The sequence below is a fragment of the Brachybacterium sp. P6-10-X1 genome (assembly GCF_001969445.1).
In the GTDB taxonomy this organism is placed as follows: domain Bacteria; phylum Actinomycetota; class Actinomycetes; order Actinomycetales; family Dermabacteraceae; genus Brachybacterium.
This window is the reverse complement of sequence record NZ_CP017297.1, coordinates 2504421-2525532: the sequence shown is the minus strand read 5'-3', so window position 1 is coordinate 2525532 and position 21112 is coordinate 2504421. Positions and strand designations below refer to the sequence as shown.

Sequence of the window (21112 nt, the reverse complement as noted above, 5' to 3'; positions counted from 1 at the left end):
CCTCTCAGGGAGCGGGGCGAGGGACGACGGGTGGGTGGCGCCGGTCGCGCGACGCCGGTCCGGATCAGCGGCGGGGGTCCTCGGCGCGCAGGCCGGTCCAGTTGTCACCGGTCTCGAACTTGTAGGCGTCATCGAACGCCCCGTGTCGTGATGCTGACTCGGCGACCCGTCCCGCGTGGGTCGGAGCCTCGGGGACGTCGGCCGGCTTGCGGGCCTCCAGTTCGCGGCGCAGCACCGGGACCACCTCGGTGCCCAGCAGCTCGATCTGCTCCATGACCGTCTTCTGCGGCAGGCCGGCGTGATCCATGAGGAACATCTGGCGCTGGTAGTCCCCGACGTTGTCGGCCATGGACAGGTAGCGCTCGATGACCTGCTCCGGGGAGCCGACGGTCAGCGGCGTGGCGCGGGTGAAGTCTTCCATCGAGGGACCGCCGCCGTAGACCGGGGCGTTGTCGAAGTAGGGGCGGAACTCGTCGACCGCGTCCTGGGAGTTCTTGCGCATGAAGGCCTGGCCGCCGAGACCCACGTAGGCCTGGCTGGCGGTGCCGTGGCCGTAGTGCTCGTAGCGCTCGCGGTACAGCTGGACCATCTGCGCCGTGTGGCTCATGGGCCAGAAGATGTTGTTGTGCAGGAAGCCGTCGCCGTAGTACGCGGCCTGCTCGGCGATCTGCGGGGAGCGGATCGAGCCGTGCCACACGAACGGCGCCACGCCGTCCAGCGGGCGCGGGGTCGAGGTGAACTGCTGCAGCGGGGTGCGGAAATTCCCTTCCCAGTCCACGACGTCCTCGGTCCAGAGCCGACGCAGCAGGTCGTAGTTCTCGATCGCGATCTCGACGCCCTTGCGGATGTCCTGGCCGAACCACGGGTAGACCGGGCCGGTGTTGCCGCGGCCCATCACGAGATCGACGCGACCCCCGGTGAGGTGCTGCAGCATCGCGTAGTCCTCGGCGATCTTCACCGGGTCGTTGGTGGTGATCAGCGTGGTCGCGGTCGAGAGGATCAGGTCTGTCGTCTGCGCGCCGATGTAGGCCAGCGTGGTGGTGGGGGAGGAGGTCACGAAGGGCGGGTTGTGGTGCTCCCCGACCGCGAAGACGTCCAGGCCCACCTCTTCGGCGAGCTTCGCCTGGGCGACCATGGACTTCAGGCGCTCGTTCTCGGTGGGGACCCTGCCGGTGGTGGGGTCCGGCGTGATGTCGGCGATGGTGAAGATTCCGAACTGCATGATGGCTCCTCGCGGTAGGACTCGGTGACCGGGAGAGGACGGTGGCGCGGTGCTCCGGTGTCGGAGCGGCTCCGTGCAACGGAGCCGGTGCTCGTCCACGCTGGAGCGGTGCCCACGACCTCATCCGATCGATAGTTCAAAAATAAACTAGATGGGCCGCGGGCGCAAGTCGGTGGTGATCCCCGTCGCGTCCGCCGGTCCGGGGCGACGCTCGTCGTCCGGGATCGCCCGCGCGCCGCGCGCGCCGGCCGGAGGGGGCATTCTGCCGTCCAGGGTGTCTGACGCGTCGGAAAGGGGTGGTGCATTCGACGCGTCGGACCGTGGGGTCCGGCCGGGCCGATGGGTCGGACCGTGGGTTCTGGGTGATGCCTCGCGATATCCGGCCCGGGCCGTACCGGCCGATCACCCCGCCCATCGACTCCCGTGGGGTGCACCGACGCCCGCGGGGTGCGCCGATCGACGCCCGTGGGGTGCGCTGTCTCCCGCGGGGTGTCCGGCGCGGCAGATCGGTGCCCGAACACCCGAACGCGTCCTCCCACCTGCCCGAACCGCCTGCCCGAAACCCTGCGCCCCACCGCGTCTCGGTGACAGGATGGTGCGTCATGACATCCGAGAGCATCGAAGCCCTGTTGGACGCGTCCCGGCTCGCCGGGCTGGAGACCACGGACGGGGGCAGGGTCCTCGCGAAGGTCGCCTCGACGACCGCGAAGGGCACGGCCTACCGCACCGCGCTGGTGGAGATCGAGGGGGATCGTCTGCTGCCGCTGACGCGGGGCGAGGCGTCGATCGGCGCGGTCGCCGCCGCCGAGGACGGCACCACCTTCTTCACCGCCAAGCGCCTGGGCGAGGACGGCACCGAGGCCGATGACGCCCAGCTGTGGGCCCTTCCCCCGCGCGGCGAGGCCCGAGAGCTCGCCGCCCGGCCCGGTGGCTTCGGCGGTCTGCGCTTGGCAGGCAGTCATCTGATCGCCGAGCTCGAGGTCCACTCCCAGGCTTCCGACGAGGTCGAGCACGCCCGACTCTCGACGACCCGCGAGGACGCGAAGGTGACGGCGGCCCTGCATGCAGGCTTTCCCACCCGGTCCTGGGACCACGATCTCGGACCGTCCCGCCCGGTGCTCGCCCTGGCCGCCCTGCCCTCCGACCTCTCCTGGGCCGAGGCGACCACGATCGCCGGCTCGACGGGCACGGCCGACGAGACACCCTCGGACGGCTCTGACAAGGACTCCGACGACGGTGCCCCGCGCAAGCAGGTGCTGCACTTCCGCCACGTGACGATGCCGCCCGGGCGCCTCGAGGACTGGACAGTGGACCGCGACGGTTCCCGCGCGCTGGTCGCGATGTCCGACTCGCGCGGCGACCTGCTCGCCACCTCTGATCTCTACCTGTTGGACCTCATCGGTGCCCAGCCGCCGCGGCTGCTGCGCGAGGCGACCGCGGAGATCGAGTTCGGCCCCGGCGAGTTCAGCCCCGACGGCGCCCGGGCGCTGATCGGTCGAGGCCGGACCTGGACCCGGGAGGCGAGCTTGTCGACGAGCGTCGAGCTGCTCGATCTGGCCACGGGGACCTCGAGCCCCGTGTGGCCGGAGCTGGACCAGTGGGTCGACCCGGTCTGGCTCGACGATTCCACGCTGATCGCCACCAGCGACGACCACGGCCGCGGCTCCGTGTGGGTCGGCGGTCTCGACGACCCCGCGCCGCGCCGCCTCGCGGGCGGGCCCGAGCAGGAGCTCGCCTTCTTCTCGGCCTCGGTCGCGCAGGGCGTGGTCATCGCGTCGGCCTCCGGAATCTCGGTCGCCCCGTATCCCGTGCGCATCGACCCGGTGACCGGGCAGATCCAGGAGCTGGCGAATCCGGCCGACTCGGTCGCCCAGCCGGGCGCGATCACCGAGGTCAGCGCGACCGCGCAGGACGGCACGGCGCTGCGGTCCTGGTTGCGCCTGCCGGAGGGGGAGGGACCGCACCCGCTGGTCGTGTTCGCCCACGGCGGCCCCTGGGGGTCCTGGAACGCCTGGACCTACCGGTGGAACCCGGGCCCCTTCGTGGACGCCGGATATGCGGTGCTGCTGCCGGACCCGGCGATCTCCACCGGCTACGGCCAGTCGATGATCGATCGCGGCCAGCACGAACTGGGCGGGGCGCCGTTCACCGACATCATGGCGCTGACCGACATCGCCGTGGCGCGCGAGGACATCGACGCGGAACGCACGGCCTTCGCCGGCGGCTCCTACGGCGGGTACATGGCCAACTGGGTGGCCGGGCACACCGCAGACCGCTTCCGCTGCATCGTCACCCATGCCTCCTTGTGGGACACCGTGAGCATGGGGCGCACCACCGACAACGCGGCCTGGGAGCCGCCGATGCGGGAGCAGAACGCGCACTACAACCCCCGTGACTTCGTGGCCGACATCGTCGTGCCGATGCTCGTCATCCACGGCGACAAGGACTACCGCGTCCCGATCGCCCAGGGACACGCCCTCTGGTACGACCTGAACGCCTTCTCCGCGACCCCGCGCGACGCCGAGGGTCTCACCCGACACCGCTACCTGTACTTCCCCGACGAGGGGCACTGGATCCAGGGGAGGGGCAACGCACAGGTCTGGTACGAGACCTTCCTCGGGTTCCTCGATGAGCACGTGCGCGGAGAAGCTTGGGAGCGGCCCGCGACGCTGGGCTGACATCGACGGGCTCGGGCTGATGGGCTCGGCTGACGGGTTCGGGCTGACGGGTTCGGGCGATGGGGTCGGCTGACGAGCTCGACGCCGGCCGAGGGCCCGACCGCTTCGGGCGCCTCAGGACGATACCGACAGCGACGCGCGATGGTGTGCTCCCGTTCCACTGATACGGCCCGAGTCTGACGCGGATCGGTGGAATGGGTCGGCGCGTCGCGCCCTGGGGGCGTGGTGGTCAGGGGGGTGTGGTGCTGCGGGTGCGCCGGGTGGCGCCGGCAGCGACGCGCGATGGTGTGCTCCCGTTCCACTGATACGGCCCGAGTCTGACGCGGATCGGTGGAACGAGTCGGCGCGTCGGGCCCTGGGCGCGTCGTGCCCTGGGGGCGCGGTGGTCTGGGGTGTGTGGTGCGCCGGGTGCTGCGGGTGCGATGCTGCTCGGGGCGCGATGCCCGAGGTTGCGCCACGAGGTCTGCCTCGCCCGAGGTTGCGCCACGAGGTCTGCCTCGCCCGAGGTTGCGCCACGAGGTCTGCCTCGCCCGAGGTTGCGCCACGAGGTCTGCCTCGCCCGAGGCTGCGTCAGCAGGTCGGAGGCGACCGAAGTCAGGCCACGAGGTCGGCGTCGGCTTCCCAGGTGTTGCAGACGCTGAGGTCGCCGCCGGAGGTGAGGCCGGCCTGGATCCAGTGCACGCGGGAGGCGGGGTCCAGGCCGTTGTCCTTCCAGCTCGCCTCGTCCGTGAGCCAGGTGCGCACGGCCTTCGTGGGCTCCGCCGCAGAGGGCACCTGCATCGAGGCGGCCGACCCCAGGCACAGCTTCTGCAGCGTGTAGCGCCGCGTTGCCTCCTGGTACGCCTCGGAGTCCTGGCCCTCTGCCTCCTGCTCCTCGATCTTGTTGAGCATGGAGACGTAGTAGATGCCTACCGAGCTGTTCCAGTTCACGGTCGAGATCTCGGCGACCGACAGGTCCCAGAGGTATGCGCCGGGGACGTTCTCGGCGTCGGCGATCTCGGCGCCGATGCCGCTGCCGGCCGGCCAGTAGAGCGTCGAGTCGAGATTGCACATCCGGGCGGAGTCCGGATCGAAGCTCTCCGGGTCGCAGCTCGCGCTGCTCGGGACCTCCGGCGGCGTGTAGACCGCGATGGACGGGGAGGTCCAGGGCAGGCCGCGATCCGAGCTGGCGGTGGACCAGACCGAGTTCAGACAGGCGCCCCCGGCGTCGAGGACGGCCTGGATCTCCTCGGGGCTCTGCGTCGATGCCGGGGTGGCGGGCAGCTCGCAGCTGCCGACGGTGGGCAGGCTCCCACGGGTCAGCGGGTTGTCGGCGAGGATCTCGTGGATCTCCTCGGGACTGCCGGGCACCTCGTCGTAGGGGACGACGACCTCGAAGCTGGGGGTCTCCTCGGCCGGGGTCGGCTCGTCGGCGGTCGGGTCCTCGGACCCGCTCGGTTCCTCGCTGGTCGTCGGGTCCTGGCTGGTCGCGACGGGCGGGGAGTCGTCGCTGTTCCGGGTGAGGATCAAAGCGGTGAGTCCGCCGCCGACGGCGATCACGAGCACCGCCACGCAGCCCAGGGCCACGGCGATCAGCGCCCAGGGCCGAGCCCTCGAGGGGCCGGGCCCTGCGGGGCCAGGACCGGCAGGACCGGGGCCGCCTGGGCCACCCGGGCCGCCCGGGCCGCCCAGGCCGTGGCCTGCGGGGCCGGGCCCGACGGGACCTCCGGGGCCAGGTCCGACGGGACCTCCAGGGCCGGGCCCGACGGGCCCGCCGGGGTGCGGACCGCCGGGACCGGTGCCGCCGGGCCCGCCGTATCGTTCGTTCCCGTCCGGTGCGCCCTGGGCCGGGGGGCTGGCGGGCGCGGCGGGACGACCCGGCCCGCCGAAGCGTCCGCCGGGGGAGTTCGGGTCTCCCGGGCCCGACGGGCCGCCCCAGCTCCCGCGCCCGTTTCCGCCGCCCGTCGACCCTGCTTCCGACATCAGTTCCCCCTGAAGATCCGTTCCCGTCCGTTCAGGATATCCGGGCGGGATCGGACCAGGAGGAGTTCCGGCAGGGCGGGACGGATCGGATCAGCCGCGTGGGGCCACCACCAGCTCGACGTCCGACGCTCCCTGGCCGGTCAGGATCTTGGAGACCGGGCACCGGGCGTGCGCGGCCTCGGCCAGTTCGCGAACCTCCTCCGGTGCCATCTCCTCGACCGAGACCACGGCGCGCGGTGTGAACCGGAAACCGCCGACCGGATCGCGGTGCATCTCGACCTCGACGCTGACCCGGCTCTCGTGCGCCAGACCCCGCTCGGACAGGACCACGCGCAGCGTCTCGCCGAGACAGGTGCTCCAGGCCATGGCCAGGAACTGCTCGGGATTGAAGCCCTGTGCCGGGGACGACGGGCTCCCGGTGGGCAGGACGACCTCCGGCTCGGCAGCGGCACCATCGCGCCGCTGTCCGACGTCCAGCGAGGCGGGGCCCTCGTGGGCGCGCACCTGCCCGGAGGTGCCCCGGGAGTTGTCGACGCGGGCGGTGTAGAGCGGACGGGGCCGGGACTCAGGGTCCGAGGGGGACGAGGGATCGGCAGAGGTCATCATCGCCCCAGGCTAGATGCGTCGCCGGATTCGGGGCGGCCGACGGGCCCGTCGGAGGAGCATCTCCCCCTTGACATAGTGTCGAACGTACGTTCGAATACAGGCATGCGTTGGAGCGGGCAGACGGTCGGAGCGGGGCAGCGCGAGCAGGCTCTGCTGGGTATGTCCGGGCTCGTGCGCAGCGTGCGCACGCCGGAGTTCCAGGGCGTCACCTTCCACGAGGTGACGGCGAAGTCGGCGTTGAATCGCGTGCCGGCCTCGAGCTCGATGCCGTTCGAGTGGAGCGTGAATCCCTATCGAGGGTGCTCCCACGCCTGCGTCTACTGTTTCGCGCGCAGCACGCACAAGTACCTGGATCTCGACGCAGGCGCCGACTTCGACCAGCAGGTCATCGTGAAGGTCAATGTCGCCGAGGTGCTGCGCGCCGAGCTCGCGAAGCGCTCCTGGAATCGTGACCTCGTCGCGCTCGGCACCAACACCGATCCCTATCAGCGCGCCGAAGGGCGCTACGGCCTGATGCCCGGGATCATCTCCGCCCTCGCCGACAGCGGCACGCCGATCTCGATCCTCACCAAGGGCACCCTGCTGCGACGTGACCTCCCGCTGCTGGAGAAGGCCGCGGAACGGGTTCCGGTGGACCTCTCGATGTCCATCGCCGTGTTCGACGACGAGCTGCAGAGAGCCGTCGAACCCGGCACCCCGACCACCGCCGCCCGCCTGGCGACCGTCCGGGCCGCGGCCGATGCCGGATTCCGCGTGACGGTCTTCCTCATGCCGATCATGCCCTGGCTGACGGACTCCGACGCCCAGCTCGACGACGCCCTCGCCCGGATCGCCGAGGCCGGCGCCTCACGTGTCGTCCACGGCGCCCTGCATCTGCGGCCCGGGGCGAAGGAGTGGTTCCTCGAGTGGATCTCGCGGGAGCATCCCGAGCTCGCGACCGGCTATGGCCGTTTCTACGGTCGGGAGTCCTATGCGCCGGCGAGCTATCGCAAGAACCTGTCCCGGCGGTTGCGGCCGTTGCTGCAACGGCACGGCCTGGCCGCCCACGAAGACGAGGATCAGCCCGAGCAGCGGCGTGCGGCCGCCGGCAGGGCAGTCGGGGCGCGGTCCGCCCCGGCGGCTCTCGACCTGGTCCCGCAGCCCGCTCTGTTCTGAGGTGAGCAGATACGAAAACGCCCCTCACCTGCAGGTGAGGGGCATTTTTTCGGCGGAGGATGGGGGATTCGAACCCCCGAGGGCGTGAACCCAACACGCGTTCCAGGCGTGCGCCATAGGCCGCTAGGCGAATCCTCCAGCGCTCGTGAGAGCAGGCATCAGCGTACCCGACGCTCCGGAGTGGTGCGAACCGAGCGGGTGCAGGTCACACTCACTCTCCCCGCGGCTTCAGCTCCTCGAGCTCTCTCCGTCGACGAGGCGCTCCGCGCTCCCCGAGTGTTCGGTCGCGCTCCGCACGTCGTTCGATGCGTGGAACCGCCACCGGGCCCAGAAATCCTCCGCGAGCTGGGGTGGTGGCACGGCCTGCGCGAACAGCCCGGAGATCTCGTGCTCGTCGTCCTGGAGCTCCGCCTCGAACTCGTCGGGCAGCGGGTCGATGTTCTGCGCGCGAAGCCAGGCAAGCGCGCGGTCCGGCAGCGAGGTGTCCGGCGCGCAGGCCTCGCGGCGCGCAGCCCAGACCTCTCCCGGGGCGGCGTCGAGCAAGGAGGCTCCCCGCCTCGCGTCCACGGCCCCGCCGACCTGGAAGTCTGCGAACGTCCCGCCGCGCCGCTCGTACTCGACGACGAGGTTCCCCGGCAGGGCTTCGATCGCCACCAGGTCCGGTCGCCAGGCGGCCAACCGCTCGCGGGCCTGCGCCACCACGGGCTCCGGCGTCGCCGCGGACAGGTGCGCAGTCGGGACGATCAGGAGTTCAGTGCTCGGCGGGGGAGGGGGCATCGTCGACCGTTCTGTGCTGGGGCACGGTCCAGGGTGTCGAGCGGCGCCCTCGGCCGGATCAGATCTCGTACTCGAGCAGCTGGTGGTAGCTGCGGTTGCGATACACCAGCGGCTCCTCGTTCGCGATCTCGGCCCGGTCCGCGGCGACCAGGACCACGTGGCTGCCCCCGGCGGGGACGCGCTCCAGGATCCGCCCGCTGATCCATCCGGCGGTGCCGTCCAGCACGGGCTCCCCGGTGGGCAGCTGATGCCAGGCGACCTGCGCGAACCGGTCGATCCCGGAGGTCGCGAAGATCGAGGAGACCTGGCGCTGGTCCGCGGCCAGCAGGTTCACCGTCACGGTCTCGGCCCGGCTCAGTGCCGGCCACGACGAGGAGGTGTCGTTGATGGTGAACGCGAGCACGGCCGGCTGCGCCGACACGGAGATCACGGACGTCGCCGTGAATCCACGTGGCTCGGTCCCGTCGGTCAGCGAGACGACGGCGACGCCGGCGGGGTGACGGCGGAAGAGAGCCGCGAAGGTCTCCCGATCCAGGACGCCGTCGGTGCTCGGGGCGCCGTTGGGGGTGGTCGTGGGGTCGGACGACATGGAGTTTCCTCCTCGAAGAGGACCGGCTGGGGACGGGGCCGCGGGGCCCAGGTCCTCTAGAAGCTTTCGGGTGACAGAAGCAAATCTAGGGTCTGTGCCCGCTCGGTGCGAGGAGTGTGACGCCATGAGGCCTGCGCCGGCAGCGGGCCCGACGGTGGTGTCCGGGGGAACCCGCCTCTGATCAGCAGACGCCTGGACGTCTCATGGGTGGTGGTGCGCCGTGTCCTGCGCGATGACGCGATCCAGCCAGTCCGTCAGCAGGAGACGCTCGCTCGTCGACAGTGCGCTCAGGTGCGGCGCCTCGGCCCGCAGGGTGACGGCGGCGGTGGTGGCGGATCGGTCCTCCGTCGGCACCCCGGTGCCCGTCACGAGCTGCGCGAGGCACGCCTCGAGCATGCTGGTCGCCAGCGAGAGGTCCCGCTCGGCCGCCGGCTGGGAGAGGAGCGCGAGGACCGCCCCCGTGCCGGCGGCGTGGATGATGTCGACGGCTCGGTCCTCGGCGACGCGTAGGCGCCCCGCGAGGGCGACGCGGTGCACCTTCTCGGCGAGCAGCTGGATCCCCGCTCGCGTCGCCGGCGAGTCCGTGGCCCGGGCAGGGTCGCTGACCAGTGCGAACAGCTCAGGGTTCGCGAGACCGAACTCGATCGTCATCTCCCAACCCGCTCGCAGGTCCGTGACAGGGTCTGTGTCGCCCGACGGGTGGGAGGCATCGGCCTTGGCGGCGGCGAAGGCGGCCATCTCGTGCTCGGCGACGGCGTCGAGCAGCCCCTCCTTGTCGCCGAAGATCCGATAGATCGTCGGCGCCTGCACCCCCGCCCGCTCGGCCGTGGCGCGGGTCGTGACGCCGGCCCTGCCCTGCTCGCGCAGCAGCTCCGCCGCCACGGCGACGAGTCGCTCGCGCACCTCGTCCCGGGTCTCTCTCACCTCGCGCATGTTCCCAACGATAACAAAGCCTTGATAACGCAGTGTTATCGCTGTTAGTGTTCACTCGTTCTCAGTGGAAACACCAGGAGGTCGACCATGATCGTGATCACCGGAGCCACCGGCGCCCTGGGCGGAGCCGTGACGGACCATCTGCTCGAACATCTGCCTGCGGAGAGGATCGCCGTGGTCGCCCGTGAGCCCGCCAGGGCCCGCAGGTTCGCCGATCGCGGCGTCGAGGTGCGTCGCGGCGACTACGCCGAACCGGGCACGCTGCCGAGCGCCTTCGCCGGCGCCGACCAGCTCCTGCTCGTCTCCTCGAGTGACCCGGCGGCCGATGCGGTCGCCCTGCACCGCGCGGCGATCGAGGGGGCCCGGCACGCGGACGTCGGCCGGATCCTCTACACCAGCCATCAAGGAGCCGCGGCGGACTCCCCCTTCCCCCCCGCGCGGGATCATGCCGCCACCGAGGCGATCCTGGCCGACTCCGGTCTCGCGTGGACCGCACTGCGCAATGGCTTCTATGCGCACAGCCTGCCCGGGATGCTCGGGTCCTGGCGCGAGACGGGAATGATCACGGTGCCGGCCGAGGGCCCGGTCTCGTGGACCGCCCGTGAGGATTCCGCCGAGGCGGCAGCGAAGATCCTGCTGGCGAGCACCCCGGTCGACGGGCCCGTGACCATCACGGCCGAGGCCGCTCCGACGTTCGAAGAGGTCGCGGACATCGCCACCCGGGTCACCGGGGAGTCGATCGCCTTCGCCGTGCAGGACCCGCAGGCGTGGGTGGAGGAGAAGGTCGCCGCGGGCACCCCGGAGTTCCTGGCCCGCTTCAGCCTCGGGGTGTACGAGGCCGCAGCCGGCGGGTACCTCGCCGGTACGGATCCTGCGCTTCATGAACTGCTCGGCCGGGCGCCCCGCTCGGTCGCCGACTGCTTCGCGGCGGACCGGGCCGAAACCGGCGCCGGGCGGCCCTGAGGGGATGCCGCGACACCGCAAGCTCACCGGACGTCGATCCGGAACCAGCGTCGCCGACCAGCGCGCAGCACCTGTCCGTCGGCCGCCTCGAGAGCCTGCTCGGGGTCACGGAGCCGCGTGCCCGCGAGCTCGACGCCCCCGCCGGTCAGCAGGCGGCGGGCCGCGCTGCGCGAGAGCTCCGGCCGCGCGGTCGTGACCATGTCCAGCGCGGTCAGCGGGCCCGGTGCGAGCCGCAGCGGGACAATGTCGCCGGGCTGCTCGCGGGCCGAGAAGACGCGGACGAACTCCTCCCGGCTGCGACGGGCGTCGTCGGCCCCGTCGTGCCGACGCACCACCGCCTCGGCGAGGTCGAACTTCGCATCCCGTGCTGCGGCACCGCCGCTCTCGGCCCGTCGACCCAGGTCCTCGACCTCGTCGAGCGGCAGATCCGAGTAGACCCGGGCCCAGGTCCCGACGAGCTCGTCGCGCAGAGTCATCAGGCGTCCGAACTTCTCGTCCGCCGGCGCGCAGAGGCCGACGTAGTTGTCCCTCGACTTCGACTGCTTCGGGCCGCCGTCCAGCCCGGCGGTGACCGTCGAGGTGATCACGGTCTGCGGGACCTGGCCGTGCTTGACCTGCAGCTCTCGGCCCATCGCCTCGTTGAACAGCTGATCGGTGCCGACGATCGTCAGGTCCGATTCCAGCGCGACGGAGTCGAAGCCCTGCAGGACCGGGTAGATCAGCTCGTGCATCGCGATCTCGGTGCCGGCGGTGATGCGGGAGCGGAACATGTCCCGGGAGATCAGGTGGGCGTGGGTGACCAGGCTCAGCTCCCGCAGCAGGCCGGGCACGCCCATCTCGTCGAACCATTCGGAGTTCCGTCGGATCTCCAACAGCTCCGGCTCGCTGCGCAGCACGCGGGTCACCTGCTCGAGGAAGGACTCGGCATTGCCGGTGATCTGCTGCTCGGTCAGCACCGGCCGTGTGGTGCTGCGCCCGGTGGGATCGCCGATGCGACTGGTCGTGTCGCCGAGCAGGAAGACCACGACATGGCCGCGATCCTGCAGGGCGCGCATCATCCACAGGTTCACGGCGTGCCCGAGGTGCAGGTCCGGGGCGGTGAGGTCGACGCCGAACTTGATGCGCAGCGGACGTCCCTCGCGCAGTCGAGCCAGCAGGTCCTCGCGGCCGATGATCTGGTCGGTGGTGCGCTCGAGCGCGGCGAGGATCGTCTCGGCGGAGTCGGCGGAGTCGGCGGAGTCGGCGGAGTCGGCGGGGTCGGGGGATTCGGGGGTGTCCGACGGCGCGGGGGCGTCGCCGTGCCGCAGGCGGTCCTCGGAGACGCCGGGTGGTGCAGGGCGCCGCGTGCGATGCGATGCGGGAGTGGTCGGGATGGTCATCGGGAGTCCTCTCGATCGGGCGAGGAGCTCCGGTCGGACGGCCCCCGCCGTGGATACGGAAAAGGCGAGGACCATGAGGTCCTCGCCTGGGGCTCTGAGAGAGCGGTGTTGGTGTGCTGCCGGCCTTACGGTCTCGGCGCGCGCACGACGCCACGGCTCGTCCCAGAGCCGTGCCGATAGTCGATGCGCGTGATCATGGAGGAAGAGTAGCTCATCGACGGCGACGGGGCCCGGTGCCCGTCAGGATCGGTGCGGAGAGAGGAGGGGATCCGCTCCCGCAGAGGTGCTCACCGGGTTGCGTCGCATCCACTGCCGGTCTGTGAGCAGCGAGCCGCTCAGAGGGCACCGCGTGCTCATATGCCGCCAGTGAACACGAGGGGGCACCGTGAGGGAGCCGCGCGGTGCGATGCGAGCACGGTGCTATGAGGCCCCGGTGCGTTGCGTTGCGTTGCCTTGCGATGCGGTGCGATGGGGCGCGGCACGGTGCGGGCGCGGTGGGGCGCGGTGCGAGGAGGGCGCGCTGTCGGCGCGGCGCGCCGTCGGCCGGGGTGGGCTGTGGTCAGTCGACCTTCTCGGGGTGACGGGCGAGGTTGACGACGGCGGCGACGAGGCCGCCCCAGACGGTCACGATCGCGATGATCATCATGGTGATGGAGGCGAAGGACATGATCACTCCTGACGAACGATGGTTGGTGGGGAATCAACGGGGCGGGGTGCTGGTCGGGCCGAGTGGCGATCGACCGAAGGAAGCGACGGGACCGGCCGGAGGAGGCGGCGCGACCGGCCGGAGGAGCGGCGGCCCCGGCCGGTGATCAGCCGGGCCGGCCGCCGCCTCCGACTCACTCCCGGGAGCGCAGCTCGTGCGGGGTGGATGCCTCCGGGGTCGTGACCAGGCCCTTGCCGGCCACGGCCTCGGGGGCGATCGGATCGCCGTCGGAGTCGTCCTTGTACAGGTTCGACCCGGCGGGCCACGGGATCAGCGAGAGCCCGATGGCGACGACCACCAGGCCGATGGCCATCAGCCAGCCGAACAGCAGCACGAACCAGCCGGGGTAGCCCTCGTAGTTGCCCTCGGCCAGGAGCAGATCCCTGGTTCCGAAGGCCAGCGAGACGCCGAGCACGATCGGCGCGATGGCGCCCACGCACACCAGCCACCAGCGCCCGATCGGGAAGGTGCCCTTGAGGTTGAGGTGGTCGCGGAGCGTGGGCAGTCCTCGCACCGCGTAGGTCACGATGATCGTGGAGACCAGGGCCGCCGCGACGATGCCGTACTCGTTGGCCCACTTGTCCAGCACGTCCAGCAGCGGCAGACCCGAAGTGGTCGAGAACAGCACGGTGGAGACCACGGCCAGCGGGACGCACACACCGAGCGTCGCGGGGAGGCGGGACAGCCCGAACTTGTCCTGGATCGCGGCGATGACCACCTCGACGATGGAGACCAGCGAGGTGAAGCCCGCCAGCACCAGGGAGCCGAAGAACAGCACGCCGATCAGCGCACCGGCGGGAGCTTCGCTGATGATCGTGGGGAAGGCGATGAACGCCAGGCCGACGCCGTCGGTGACGACCTCGTCGATCGCCACGCCCTGCGCCTGGGCCATGAAGCCCAGCGCGGAGAAGACGCCGATGCCGCAGAGGATCTCGAAGCTGGAGTTCGCGAAACCGACGACCAGGCCGGAGCCGGTCAGGTCCGTCTTCTTCTTCAGGTAGGAGGCGTAGGTGAGCATGATGCCGAAGGCCACCGACAGCGAGAAGAAGATCTGACCGTAGGCCGCGATCCACACCGCCGGATCGGTCAGCGCCCCCCAGTTCGGCTGGAACAGGGCTTCGAGCCCGTCGATCGCGCCGGGCAGGAACAGCGAGCGCACCACCAGGATGACGAACATGATCATCAGCAGCGGGATGAAGACGACCGAGCTGGCGGCGATGCCCTTCTGCACGCCGAGCGCCATCACCACGATGACCGCCAGCCACACCACGATCATGGAGATCAGCACGGCCGGGACCACGTCGAAGGAGATCGTGGCGTCGGCCCCGCCGAGGGCCTGCGTGTACTCGTTGAAGAACCCGGCGGCGTCATCGCCCCAGCGCTGGTCGAAGGAGAAGATCGTGTAGTTCGTCGCCCAGGCCAGGATCAGCGCGTAATACAGGGCGATGATCAGGGCGATCAGCACCTGCCACCAGCCGATGAACTCCGTCCAGCGCTTGAAGCGGCGCCAGGCGGCCGGCGCGGAGCCGCGCCAGCGGTGGCCGATCGCGTAGTCGAGGAACAGCAGCGGGATGCCGGCGGTCAGCAGGGCGACGAGGTACGGCAGGATGAACGCACCGCCGCCGTTCTCGTAGGCCACGGCCGGGAAGCGCCAGATATTGCCGAGGCCGACGGCCGAGCCGATCGCCGCGAAGATGAACGCGGTCCGGCCGGAGAAGGCCCCGCGGTCGGCTCTCCTGCCCGCGGTGGTCGGGGAGGGGGTGGATGCGGTCACTGTTCGCCTCCGGGGGAGGGTGCCGTGGGGTGGCACCGGATCGGTCAGGACAGGGAACGGCCCGGGAGGGCCTGGATGGCGCACGGGTCGCGGGTCTCGCGGCCGTGCGGCGGCCGGGGCGCGCGGCAGCGGGGTGTGCGGCCATGCACTGTGCGGGCATGATACGCGTCCGACGGGCGCGGCGACATCACCGCCGGGCCCGTGAGCGGCCGCCGAGGCGGGTCCCCGGCGTCAGTCGCGCGGCGGGGGCGGAGGTGCGGGGGCGCCGACCGGCGGGGCCACTCGCGGGTAGGTCGACGGATCGTCCCTGCGGCCCGACCCGTCGGTGTCGCCGTGCTGTGCATCGACGGCGTCCGCGGCGCCCCCGGCGGCCTGCGCCCGGGCCGGGGCGGGGTCCCAGCCGGCGTCGACCACGCGTCGCTGCATGAGGATGGCGCCGCCCAGGATCACGGCCCCGATGACCACCAGCAGCACGATGCCCGGCAGCACGCCGGCGCGCGCCGAGTACCCGATCAGGATGCCGAACCAGCCGAAGTCGGTGTCGCCGAAGGTGGTGTTTGCCGAGCCGAAGCTGCCGAGCACCTTCAGCAGCAGTGCGGGCAGGAACGTGACCAGCAGGCCGTTGACGAAACCGCCCGCGACGGCGCCGCGACGGCCGCCGGTGGCGTTGCCGTAGACCCCGGCCGCGCCGCCGGTGAAGAAGTGCGGGACCAGACCCGGCAGGATCAGCGCCAGGCCGAACACCGGGCCGAGCCACACGCCGAGGGTCAGCAGTCCCACCAGGCCGCCCGCGAAGCTGGAGAGGAAGCCGATCAGCACGGCGTTCTGGGCGTAGGGGAACACGATCGGGGCGTCCAGCGCGGGGATCGCGCCGGGCACCACCTTGGCGGCGATGCCCTGGAAGGCGGGGACCAGCTCGCCGAGGATCGTGCGCACGCCGAAGAGGATCACGGCCACGGCGATGCCGAACTGGAGGCCCTGGGTCACCGACTGCATGAGGTAGTTGCCCACGTCGCTCGCGCCGCCGTCGAAGGCCTCGAAGGCGGTGGTGCGGCCGGCGCGGGCCAGGTAGACCACGGCCACCACCAGGTACATCAGCACCATCGACAGGGCGGTGGCGACCATCGAGTCGCGCAGGAAGCGCAGCGACTCGGGCACCTTGATGTCCTCGGTGGAGCGGCTGGTGCCCTTGCGGTCCACCAGGCGTCCGACGGTCCCGGCGGCGATGTACCCGGCGGTGCCGAAGTGACCGATCGCGATCGAGTCGTCGCCGGAGACCCGCCGGGTCCAGGGCTGGGCCAGCGCCGGCAGGGAGACCATGAGGATGCCCAGCAGCAGGGCGCCCAGGGCCACCACGACGACGGTGGGCATGCCTGCCGAGGCCATCACCACGGTGATCAGGGTGGCCATGAACAGCAGGTGGTGGCCGGTGAGGAAGACGTAGCGCAGCGGCGTGAAGCGCGCCAGCAGGATCGCGACGACGAAGCCGAGGATCATCAGCCACGCCACCTGGGCCCCGAACTCCGCCTGGGCGATGCCGGCGATAGCCTCATTGGTGGGGACGACGCCCTGGGCGCCGAGCGCGCCCTGGATCATCACGCCCAGCGGAGCGAGGGAGGCGGTCACCAGCGTCGCGCCGGCGCCGATCAGCAGGAAGCCGAGGACGGCCTTGACGGCGCCGCCGGTCACCTGGCCGGCGGACTTGCGCATGGCGATCAGGCCGATGGCGGTGATCAGGCCGATGAGATAGGCGGGGACGCTGAGGAACTCGTTGACGAGGAACTCGGCGATCGAGACGAGCACGTTCATGGTCTGGCTCCGGGGTGGGGGTGCGGGTCAGGGGCAGCGGGGCGTCAGATCGCGTAGCGGCGTCGCAGCGCCGCGTCGATCTCCGCCTGTGAGGAGAAGTTCTCGATCACCTCGACGGGCACGCCGACCTCGCCGAGGGTCTGGGCGATCGCGCCGGAGGTGAGGATGAGGTCGGCGTCCTTGGCCTTGCCCTTGGCGGAGATGGTGTCGGTCGCCTCGATGCTCAGGTACGACGACCAGCCCCAGTGGTCCAGGACCTGCTCGGCGGTGTTCTTCAGGAACAGGCTGGTGCCCAGGCCGTTGCCGCAGACGGTCAGCAGGAGATTCTTCGAGGGGATGGCTTCGGGGTCGCTCGAGATCGCGGCGCCGGCCGCGTCGGAGGACCCGGACGCACCGGCGGAACCTGCCGGGTTGGCGGACGCGGCGGCAGCTGCGGCCCCGGAGGCGTCGGCCGTATCGGCGGTGCCGGCGGGGTGGGCCGTGTCCGCCGCCCCGACGGCCGGGGCACGGTCGTCGTCGCCGAGGACCTCGAGCACCTCCTGCGGGCTGGATGCGGTGTCCAGGGCGCGCCGGCGCTCGGGATCGGCCAGCACGCCGGCGAGGGCGGCCAGCGCCGTGCGATGGGCGGAATCGTCGGCGGCGGCCAGGGTCATCACCAGCTGCACGGGGTCGTTGGCCTCGTGCCCGAAGACGACGGGCTCGGCCAGGCGCAGGAACGACAGCGCGGTGCGGTGGACGGAGGCGTCCGGCCGGGCGTGGGCGAGGGCGAAGCCCGGCGTGATCACGATGTAGGGGCCGTGCTCCTCGACGGTGCGCAGCATCGCATCGATGTAGGCGGCATCGATCGCGCCGGTGGCGACGAGCAGATCCCCGGAGCGCCGGATCGCCTCGGAGCGGTCCGTGGCCGGGGCGTCCAGGTGGATGGCGGCGGGGTCGAGGAGGTCGGTGAGCTCGGACATGGCGGGTGTCCTCCGAAGCGGGGGCGTGGGGCGGGGTGACCCCGGTGGACGACCCCGGAGCAGCGCTGGGGCAGCCCGCGAGGTGCACAGGAGCGGTCCCCGAGTGACGCGGGGGAGACCCCTGAGCGTACGTTCTCGCCCTCCCTCGCAGCAGCTCCGGCGGCAGGGCGTATGTCACCGCACGGACGAACCGCGGCAACGTCCGCGCAGACGGGCCGCTCGGTGCCTTACGGTGATCCGCATGACGTCCCAGCAGCCGGCGCCGGAGGCGCAGCACACCGAGGTGTCCACCGCGTATCTCGCCCAGCTCGATGAGGAGCGGGAGGCCGCCATGGCCACCGCCTCCCACCCGGGCTCCTCCTTCGCCGGGGCCGATGCTGCCCTGCACGACCGCCTCGAGTCGCAGGTCGAGCAGGACGCCGCGGAGATGACCGCGCTGATGCTCGACCTCGGCGAGCATCCCGAGGTCGCGTTCGAGGAACATCGCTCCTCCCGCGCGATCGTCGACGCCCTCGCCGGCCACGGCATCGACGCCCAGCTCGGTGTGCACGGGCTGGACACCGCCATCCGCGCCGAGATCCACGGGGCGGGCGCCGAGGACGACGACGCGCCGACGTACGCGATCCTTGCCGAGTACGACGCGCTGCCCGGCGTCGGCCACGGATGCGGCCACAACGTCATCGCCGTCATGGGGCTGGGGGCGTTCCTCGCCCTGGCCGCGCTCGCGAAGGCGGACCCGTCGGCCGTCCCGGGGCGTGTCGTGTTCCTGGGGACGCCTGCCGAGGAGGGCCACACCGGTAAGGAGTACATGGCGCGCGAGGGTGCCTTCGAGGGACTGGACGCCGCCGTCATGGCTCACCCCTACGGCTACGACCTGGCTGACCAGACGTGGCTGGGACGTCGGACGCTCACCGTGGAGTACCACGGCCACACCGCCCACGCCTCCGCGCAGCCGTTCATGGGCCGCAACGCCCTGGACGCCGCGAGCCTGATGTACCAGGGGATCGGGCTGATGCGGCAGCAGACCCCGCCGTCGGACCGCATCCACGCCGTGATCCGCGAGGGCGGCGAGCGGGCGAGCGTGGTGCCCGACCACGCCCGGCTCGATCTGTACGTGCGCTCCCAGCGTCCTGAGACCCTCAAGGACCTCTCGAAGCGGGTGGAGGACGTGGCCCGCGGCGCCGCCCTGATGGCCGGGGTGGGCGTGAGCGTGGGCTGGGACCAGCATCCGCCCTCCCTGCCGGTGCGCACCAACGAGGCGCTGACCGGCCGCTGGGTCCAGGCGCAGCGACGACGCGGCCGCGACCCGCTCCCCTTCGGCGTGGTCTCGCCGATCCTGGCGGCCTCCACCGACTTCGGCAACGTCAGCTACCGGCTGCCCGGCATCCACCCGGTCATCCGGATCTCCCCGCCCGAGGTCGCCCTGCACACCCGGGAGTTCGCGACCTGGGCCGTCTCCGACGACGCCCGCGCCGCCGCGGCCGACGGGGCCTACGGCCTTGCCGCGACCGTGCTGGACGCCCTCCACGACCCGCAGCTGGCCACCGCCATGACCACCGAGTTCGAGAAGGCCGGGGGCGCGATCGACGTGCCGGGTTTCTTCGACTGACCTGACCACCGGACCGGCACCCCACGGCGCGGATCCCCCGACCGCGCGCGAGCCGCCCCTCCTCCCCACACCCCTCAGGAGTCCCCATGAGCGCAGCACCGACCGGACCGGCGAAGACCGGCCTGACCGACAGACTCCTGAACGGGGTGGAGAAGGCGGGCAACAAGCTGCCCGAGCCCTTCATGCTGTTCCTGATCCTCTTCGCGATCACCGGCGTCGTCTCCACCGCGATGGCCTGGGGCAACGTATCCGTCACGGTGCCCGGGTCGGACGAGCCCACCGTCATCAAGGGCCTGTTCACCGGCGAGGGCATGACCTGGCTGACCACCAACCTCGGCGAGAACTACATCGGCTTCCCACCCCTGGTGACCGTGATGCCGATCCTGTTGGCGATCGGCATCGCCCAGCACTCCGGGCTGCTCGGCGCCGCGATCCGAAAGCTGTTCGGCACCTCCCCGGCGTGGGCGCTGCCGTACGTGGTCGGGTTCGTCGGCGTGATCTCCTCGATCATGGCCGACTCCGCCTTCGTGGTGGTGCCGCCGCTCGCGGCGCTGGTGTTCAAGGCCGCCGGGCGCCACCCGATGGCGGGCCTGCTGGGCGGCTTCGCCGCCGCCGGCGCCGGCTACTCCACCAACATCTTCCCCACCTCGCTGGACGCCCTGTTCGCGGGCATCACCACCTCCGTGATGGGAGCGCTGCCCGGGTACGAGTTCACCCCGGTCAACCCGGTCTCGAACTGGTTCTTCAACATCGTCTGCTCGATCATCCTGGGCTTCGTGGCCGGCTTCGTCATCGACAAGCTGGTCGAGCCGCGCCTGGTCCGCATGGGCATCAGCCGCGACGAGATGGCCGAGGACGACGACGAGGCCGACACCACCGACTCCGAGCACATGCGCGCCAAGCTCAGCCCGGCCGAGAACAAAGGCCTGCTGGTCGCGGTGATCAGCGCCGTGGTGCTCACCGCGGCTTTCCTGGTCGCGTTCCTGATGCCGGCCTCGCCCTGGCGCAACGAGGACGGCGGTTTCCTGCCGAAGTCCCCCTTGCTGAGCTCGATCGTGTTCATCGTGGTCGCGTACTTCATGGTGGTCGGCATCGCCTACGGCGCGGTCGTCGGCACCCTGCGCACCAGCCGCGACGCGGTCCGGATGATGTCCGACGCCATCAAGGAGATGCTGCCGTTCGTCGTGCTGGCGTTCATCCTGGGCAACTTCATCGCCCTGTTCAACTGGTCCGGCATCGGCACCTGGATCGCGGTCACCGGTGCGGCCGGTCTCGAGGCCTCCGGGCTCGACGGGTTCGCCGCCATCCTCGGGTTCATCCTGCTGGCCAGCTGCCTGAACCTGTTCATCATCTCCGGCTCCGGGATGTGGGCGATCATGGGCGCGGTGTTCGTGCCGATGTTCGCGCTGATCGGCTACGAGCCAGCGTTCACCCAGGCCGCCTTCCGCGTGGGCGACTCCGCCACCCAGGTCATCACCCCGATGAACCCGTACATGATCGTGCTCCTGGGCATGGTGCGGAAGTACGAGCCCGGCGCCGGGTTCGGCACCCTGATGGCACGGATGCTGCCCTTCGTGGTGCCGTTCTGGATCGTGTGGACGATCATCCTCGCGATCTTCTTCGTCTTCGACCTGCCGCTCGGGCCGGGCAACGGCATCTTCCTGGGACAGTGACCGCCGCCGCCGACCGCTGAGCGCCCGGCCCGGCCGCTGGGCACCCGACTCGGCGTCGACGATCGCGCGGGGGTCGGGGGAGCGGGTTCACCCGTGCGGGGGAGGCGGCCGGACTGCGGCCCCGAGATTCTCGCAGCATGGATACGACATCACGCTCCGCTCGACCGGTTCTCGTCCTCGCCGTCGGTGCCGTGTCGCTGCGCGGGCCCGGTCCACTGCGCCGAGGCGTCGGGGCGGGGGTCCTGCCGCTCGTGGGGCTCAGGCTCGTCGCACCCAGGCCACAGTCATCGCCTATCGTGCCGGCCTCATCTCCCCGTG

Annotated in this window: 16 protein-coding genes and 1 tRNA gene; 5 read left to right on the top strand and 12 right to left on the bottom strand. The window is 71.3% G+C overall.

Annotated features, from left to right (window positions below):
* Window positions 1-64 precede the first annotated feature (64 nt).
* Window positions 65-1222 carry an LLM class flavin-dependent oxidoreductase gene (locus BH708_RS11360; protein ID WP_076808769.1) on the bottom strand — a complete coding sequence of 386 codons (1158 nt, stop codon included), beginning with the start codon at window positions 1220-1222 and terminating at the stop codon, window positions 65-67.
* Window positions 1223-1824: 602 nt separating this feature from the next.
* Between BH708_RS11360 and BH708_RS11355 the strand changes: the two genes are divergently transcribed.
* A complete protein-coding gene (locus BH708_RS11355; RefSeq protein ID WP_076808767.1) occupies window positions 1825-3900 on the top strand; it encodes an alpha/beta fold hydrolase in 2076 nt (691 codons plus the stop codon).
* Window positions 3901-4494: 594 nt separating this feature from the next.
* Here the strand turns inward: BH708_RS11355 and BH708_RS11350 are convergent.
* The gene (locus BH708_RS11350) at window positions 4495-5451 is read right to left on the bottom strand and encodes a hypothetical protein (RefSeq protein ID WP_253705571.1); all 957 of its coding nucleotides are present in this window, start codon (window positions 5449-5451) and stop codon (window positions 4495-4497) included.
* A gap of 501 nt (window positions 5452-5952) precedes the next feature.
* Window positions 5953-6468 (bottom strand): OsmC family protein, encoded by a 516-nt coding sequence (locus tag BH708_RS11345; protein WP_157235900.1) that lies wholly within the window; start codon window positions 6466-6468, stop codon window positions 5953-5955.
* Window positions 6469-6570: 102 nt separating this feature from the next.
* Here BH708_RS11345 and BH708_RS11340 point away from each other — a divergent pair, with 102 nt between their 5' ends.
* Window positions 6571-7623, top strand: coding sequence for an Rv2578c family radical SAM protein (locus BH708_RS11340; protein WP_076808765.1), 1053 nt, complete (start codon window positions 6571-6573; stop codon window positions 7621-7623).
* A gap of 53 nt (window positions 7624-7676) precedes the next feature.
* Here the strand turns inward: BH708_RS11340 and BH708_RS11335 are convergent.
* From BH708_RS11335 to BH708_RS11320, 4 genes are all read right to left on the bottom strand, one after another.
* Window positions 7677-7761: transfer RNA gene (locus BH708_RS11335), tRNA-Ser, on the bottom strand.
* A 90-nt stretch (window positions 7762-7851) separates the two neighbouring features.
* Entirely contained in the window at window positions 7852-8400 is a 549-nt protein-coding gene (locus BH708_RS11330; protein WP_157235898.1) for a hypothetical protein, read from the bottom strand.
* 58 nt (window positions 8401-8458) lie between these two features.
* Window positions 8459-8989, bottom strand: coding sequence for a flavin reductase family protein (locus BH708_RS11325; RefSeq protein ID WP_076808761.1), 531 nt, complete (start codon window positions 8987-8989; stop codon window positions 8459-8461).
* A 201-nt stretch (window positions 8990-9190) separates the two neighbouring features.
* Entirely contained in the window at window positions 9191-9922 is a 732-nt protein-coding gene (locus BH708_RS11320) for a TetR/AcrR family transcriptional regulator (protein ID WP_076808759.1), read from the bottom strand.
* 87 nt (window positions 9923-10009) lie between these two features.
* Between BH708_RS11320 and BH708_RS11315 the strand changes: the two genes are divergently transcribed.
* The gene (locus tag BH708_RS11315) at window positions 10010-10885 is read left to right on the top strand and encodes an NAD(P)H-binding protein (RefSeq protein WP_076808758.1); all 876 of its coding nucleotides are present in this window, start codon (window positions 10010-10012) and stop codon (window positions 10883-10885) included.
* Between the two features lie 23 nt (window positions 10886-10908).
* Here BH708_RS11315 and tyrS read toward each other — a convergent pair whose 3' ends face one another.
* The 5 genes from tyrS to BH708_RS11290 form a co-directional block, all read right to left on the bottom strand.
* Window positions 10909-12264 carry a tyrosine--tRNA ligase gene (gene tyrS / locus BH708_RS11310; protein ID WP_083713520.1) on the bottom strand — a complete coding sequence of 452 codons (1356 nt, stop codon included), beginning with the start codon at window positions 12262-12264 and terminating at the stop codon, window positions 10909-10911.
* 559 nt (window positions 12265-12823) lie between these two features.
* The gene (locus tag BH708_RS11305) at window positions 12824-12931 is read right to left on the bottom strand and encodes a methionine/alanine import family NSS transporter small subunit (RefSeq protein WP_076808756.1); all 108 of its coding nucleotides are present in this window, start codon (window positions 12929-12931) and stop codon (window positions 12824-12826) included.
* Between the two features lie 172 nt (window positions 12932-13103).
* The gene (locus tag BH708_RS11300) at window positions 13104-14744 is read right to left on the bottom strand and encodes a sodium-dependent transporter (protein WP_076808754.1); all 1641 of its coding nucleotides are present in this window, start codon (window positions 14742-14744) and stop codon (window positions 13104-13106) included.
* A 231-nt stretch (window positions 14745-14975) separates the two neighbouring features.
* On the bottom strand, window positions 14976-16553 hold the full coding sequence (locus BH708_RS11295; protein WP_076808752.1) for a PTS ascorbate transporter subunit IIC: 1578 nt from the start codon (window positions 16551-16553) through the stop codon (window positions 14976-14978).
* 44 nt (window positions 16554-16597) lie between these two features.
* The gene (locus tag BH708_RS11290; protein WP_076808750.1) at window positions 16598-17512 is read right to left on the bottom strand and encodes a PTS sugar transporter subunit IIA; all 915 of its coding nucleotides are present in this window, start codon (window positions 17510-17512) and stop codon (window positions 16598-16600) included.
* Between the two features lie 241 nt (window positions 17513-17753).
* On the opposite strand from BH708_RS11290, the gene BH708_RS11285 reads away from it, so the two are divergent.
* Both BH708_RS11285 and BH708_RS11280 read left to right on the top strand, forming a co-directional pair.
* Window positions 17754-19121 (top strand): M20 family metallopeptidase, encoded by a 1368-nt coding sequence (locus BH708_RS11285; protein WP_076808748.1) that lies wholly within the window; start codon window positions 17754-17756, stop codon window positions 19119-19121.
* An 86-nt stretch (window positions 19122-19207) separates the two neighbouring features.
* Window positions 19208-20794: an AbgT family transporter gene (locus BH708_RS11280; RefSeq protein WP_076808746.1), complete on the top strand. Its 1587-nt coding sequence runs from the start codon at window positions 19208-19210 to the stop codon at window positions 20792-20794.
* Window positions 20795-21112 lie beyond the last annotated feature (318 nt).

Coding starts and splice junctions, on each gene's coding strand:
- BH708_RS11345 (WP_157235900.1), bottom strand. CDS start 6,468: ATGATGACCTCTGCCGATCCCTCGTCCCCCTCGGACCCTGAGTCCCGG.
- BH708_RS11315 (WP_076808758.1), top strand. CDS start 10,010: ATGATCGTGATCACCGGAGCCACCGGCGCCCTGGGCGGAGCCGTGACG.
- tyrS (WP_083713520.1), bottom strand. CDS start 12,264: ATGACCATCCCGACCACTCCCGCATCGCATCGCACGCGGCGCCCTGCA.
- BH708_RS11290 (WP_076808750.1), bottom strand. CDS start 17,512: ATGTCCGAGCTCACCGACCTCCTCGACCCCGCCGCCATCCACCTGGAC.
- BH708_RS11325 (WP_076808761.1), bottom strand. CDS start 8,989: ATGTCGTCCGACCCCACGACCACCCCCAACGGCGCCCCGAGCACCGAC.
- BH708_RS11280 (WP_076808746.1), top strand. CDS start 19,208: ATGAGCGCAGCACCGACCGGACCGGCGAAGACCGGCCTGACCGACAGA.
- BH708_RS11355 (WP_076808767.1), top strand. CDS start 1,825: ATGACATCCGAGAGCATCGAAGCCCTGTTGGACGCGTCCCGGCTCGCC.
- BH708_RS11305 (WP_076808756.1), bottom strand. CDS start 12,931: ATGTCCTTCGCCTCCATCACCATGATGATCATCGCGATCGTGACCGTC.
- BH708_RS11360 (WP_076808769.1), bottom strand. CDS start 1,222: ATGCAGTTCGGAATCTTCACCATCGCCGACATCACGCCGGACCCCACC.
- BH708_RS11330 (WP_157235898.1), bottom strand. CDS start 8,400: ATGCCCCCTCCCCCGCCGAGCACTGAACTCCTGATCGTCCCGACTGCG.
- BH708_RS11295 (WP_076808752.1), bottom strand. CDS start 16,553: ATGAACGTGCTCGTCTCGATCGCCGAGTTCCTCGTCAACGAGTTCCTC.
- BH708_RS11320 (WP_076808759.1), bottom strand. CDS start 9,922: ATGCGCGAGGTGAGAGAGACCCGGGACGAGGTGCGCGAGCGACTCGTC.
- BH708_RS11340 (WP_076808765.1), top strand. CDS start 6,571: ATGCGTTGGAGCGGGCAGACGGTCGGAGCGGGGCAGCGCGAGCAGGCT.
- BH708_RS11285 (WP_076808748.1), top strand. CDS start 17,754: ATGACGTCCCAGCAGCCGGCGCCGGAGGCGCAGCACACCGAGGTGTCC.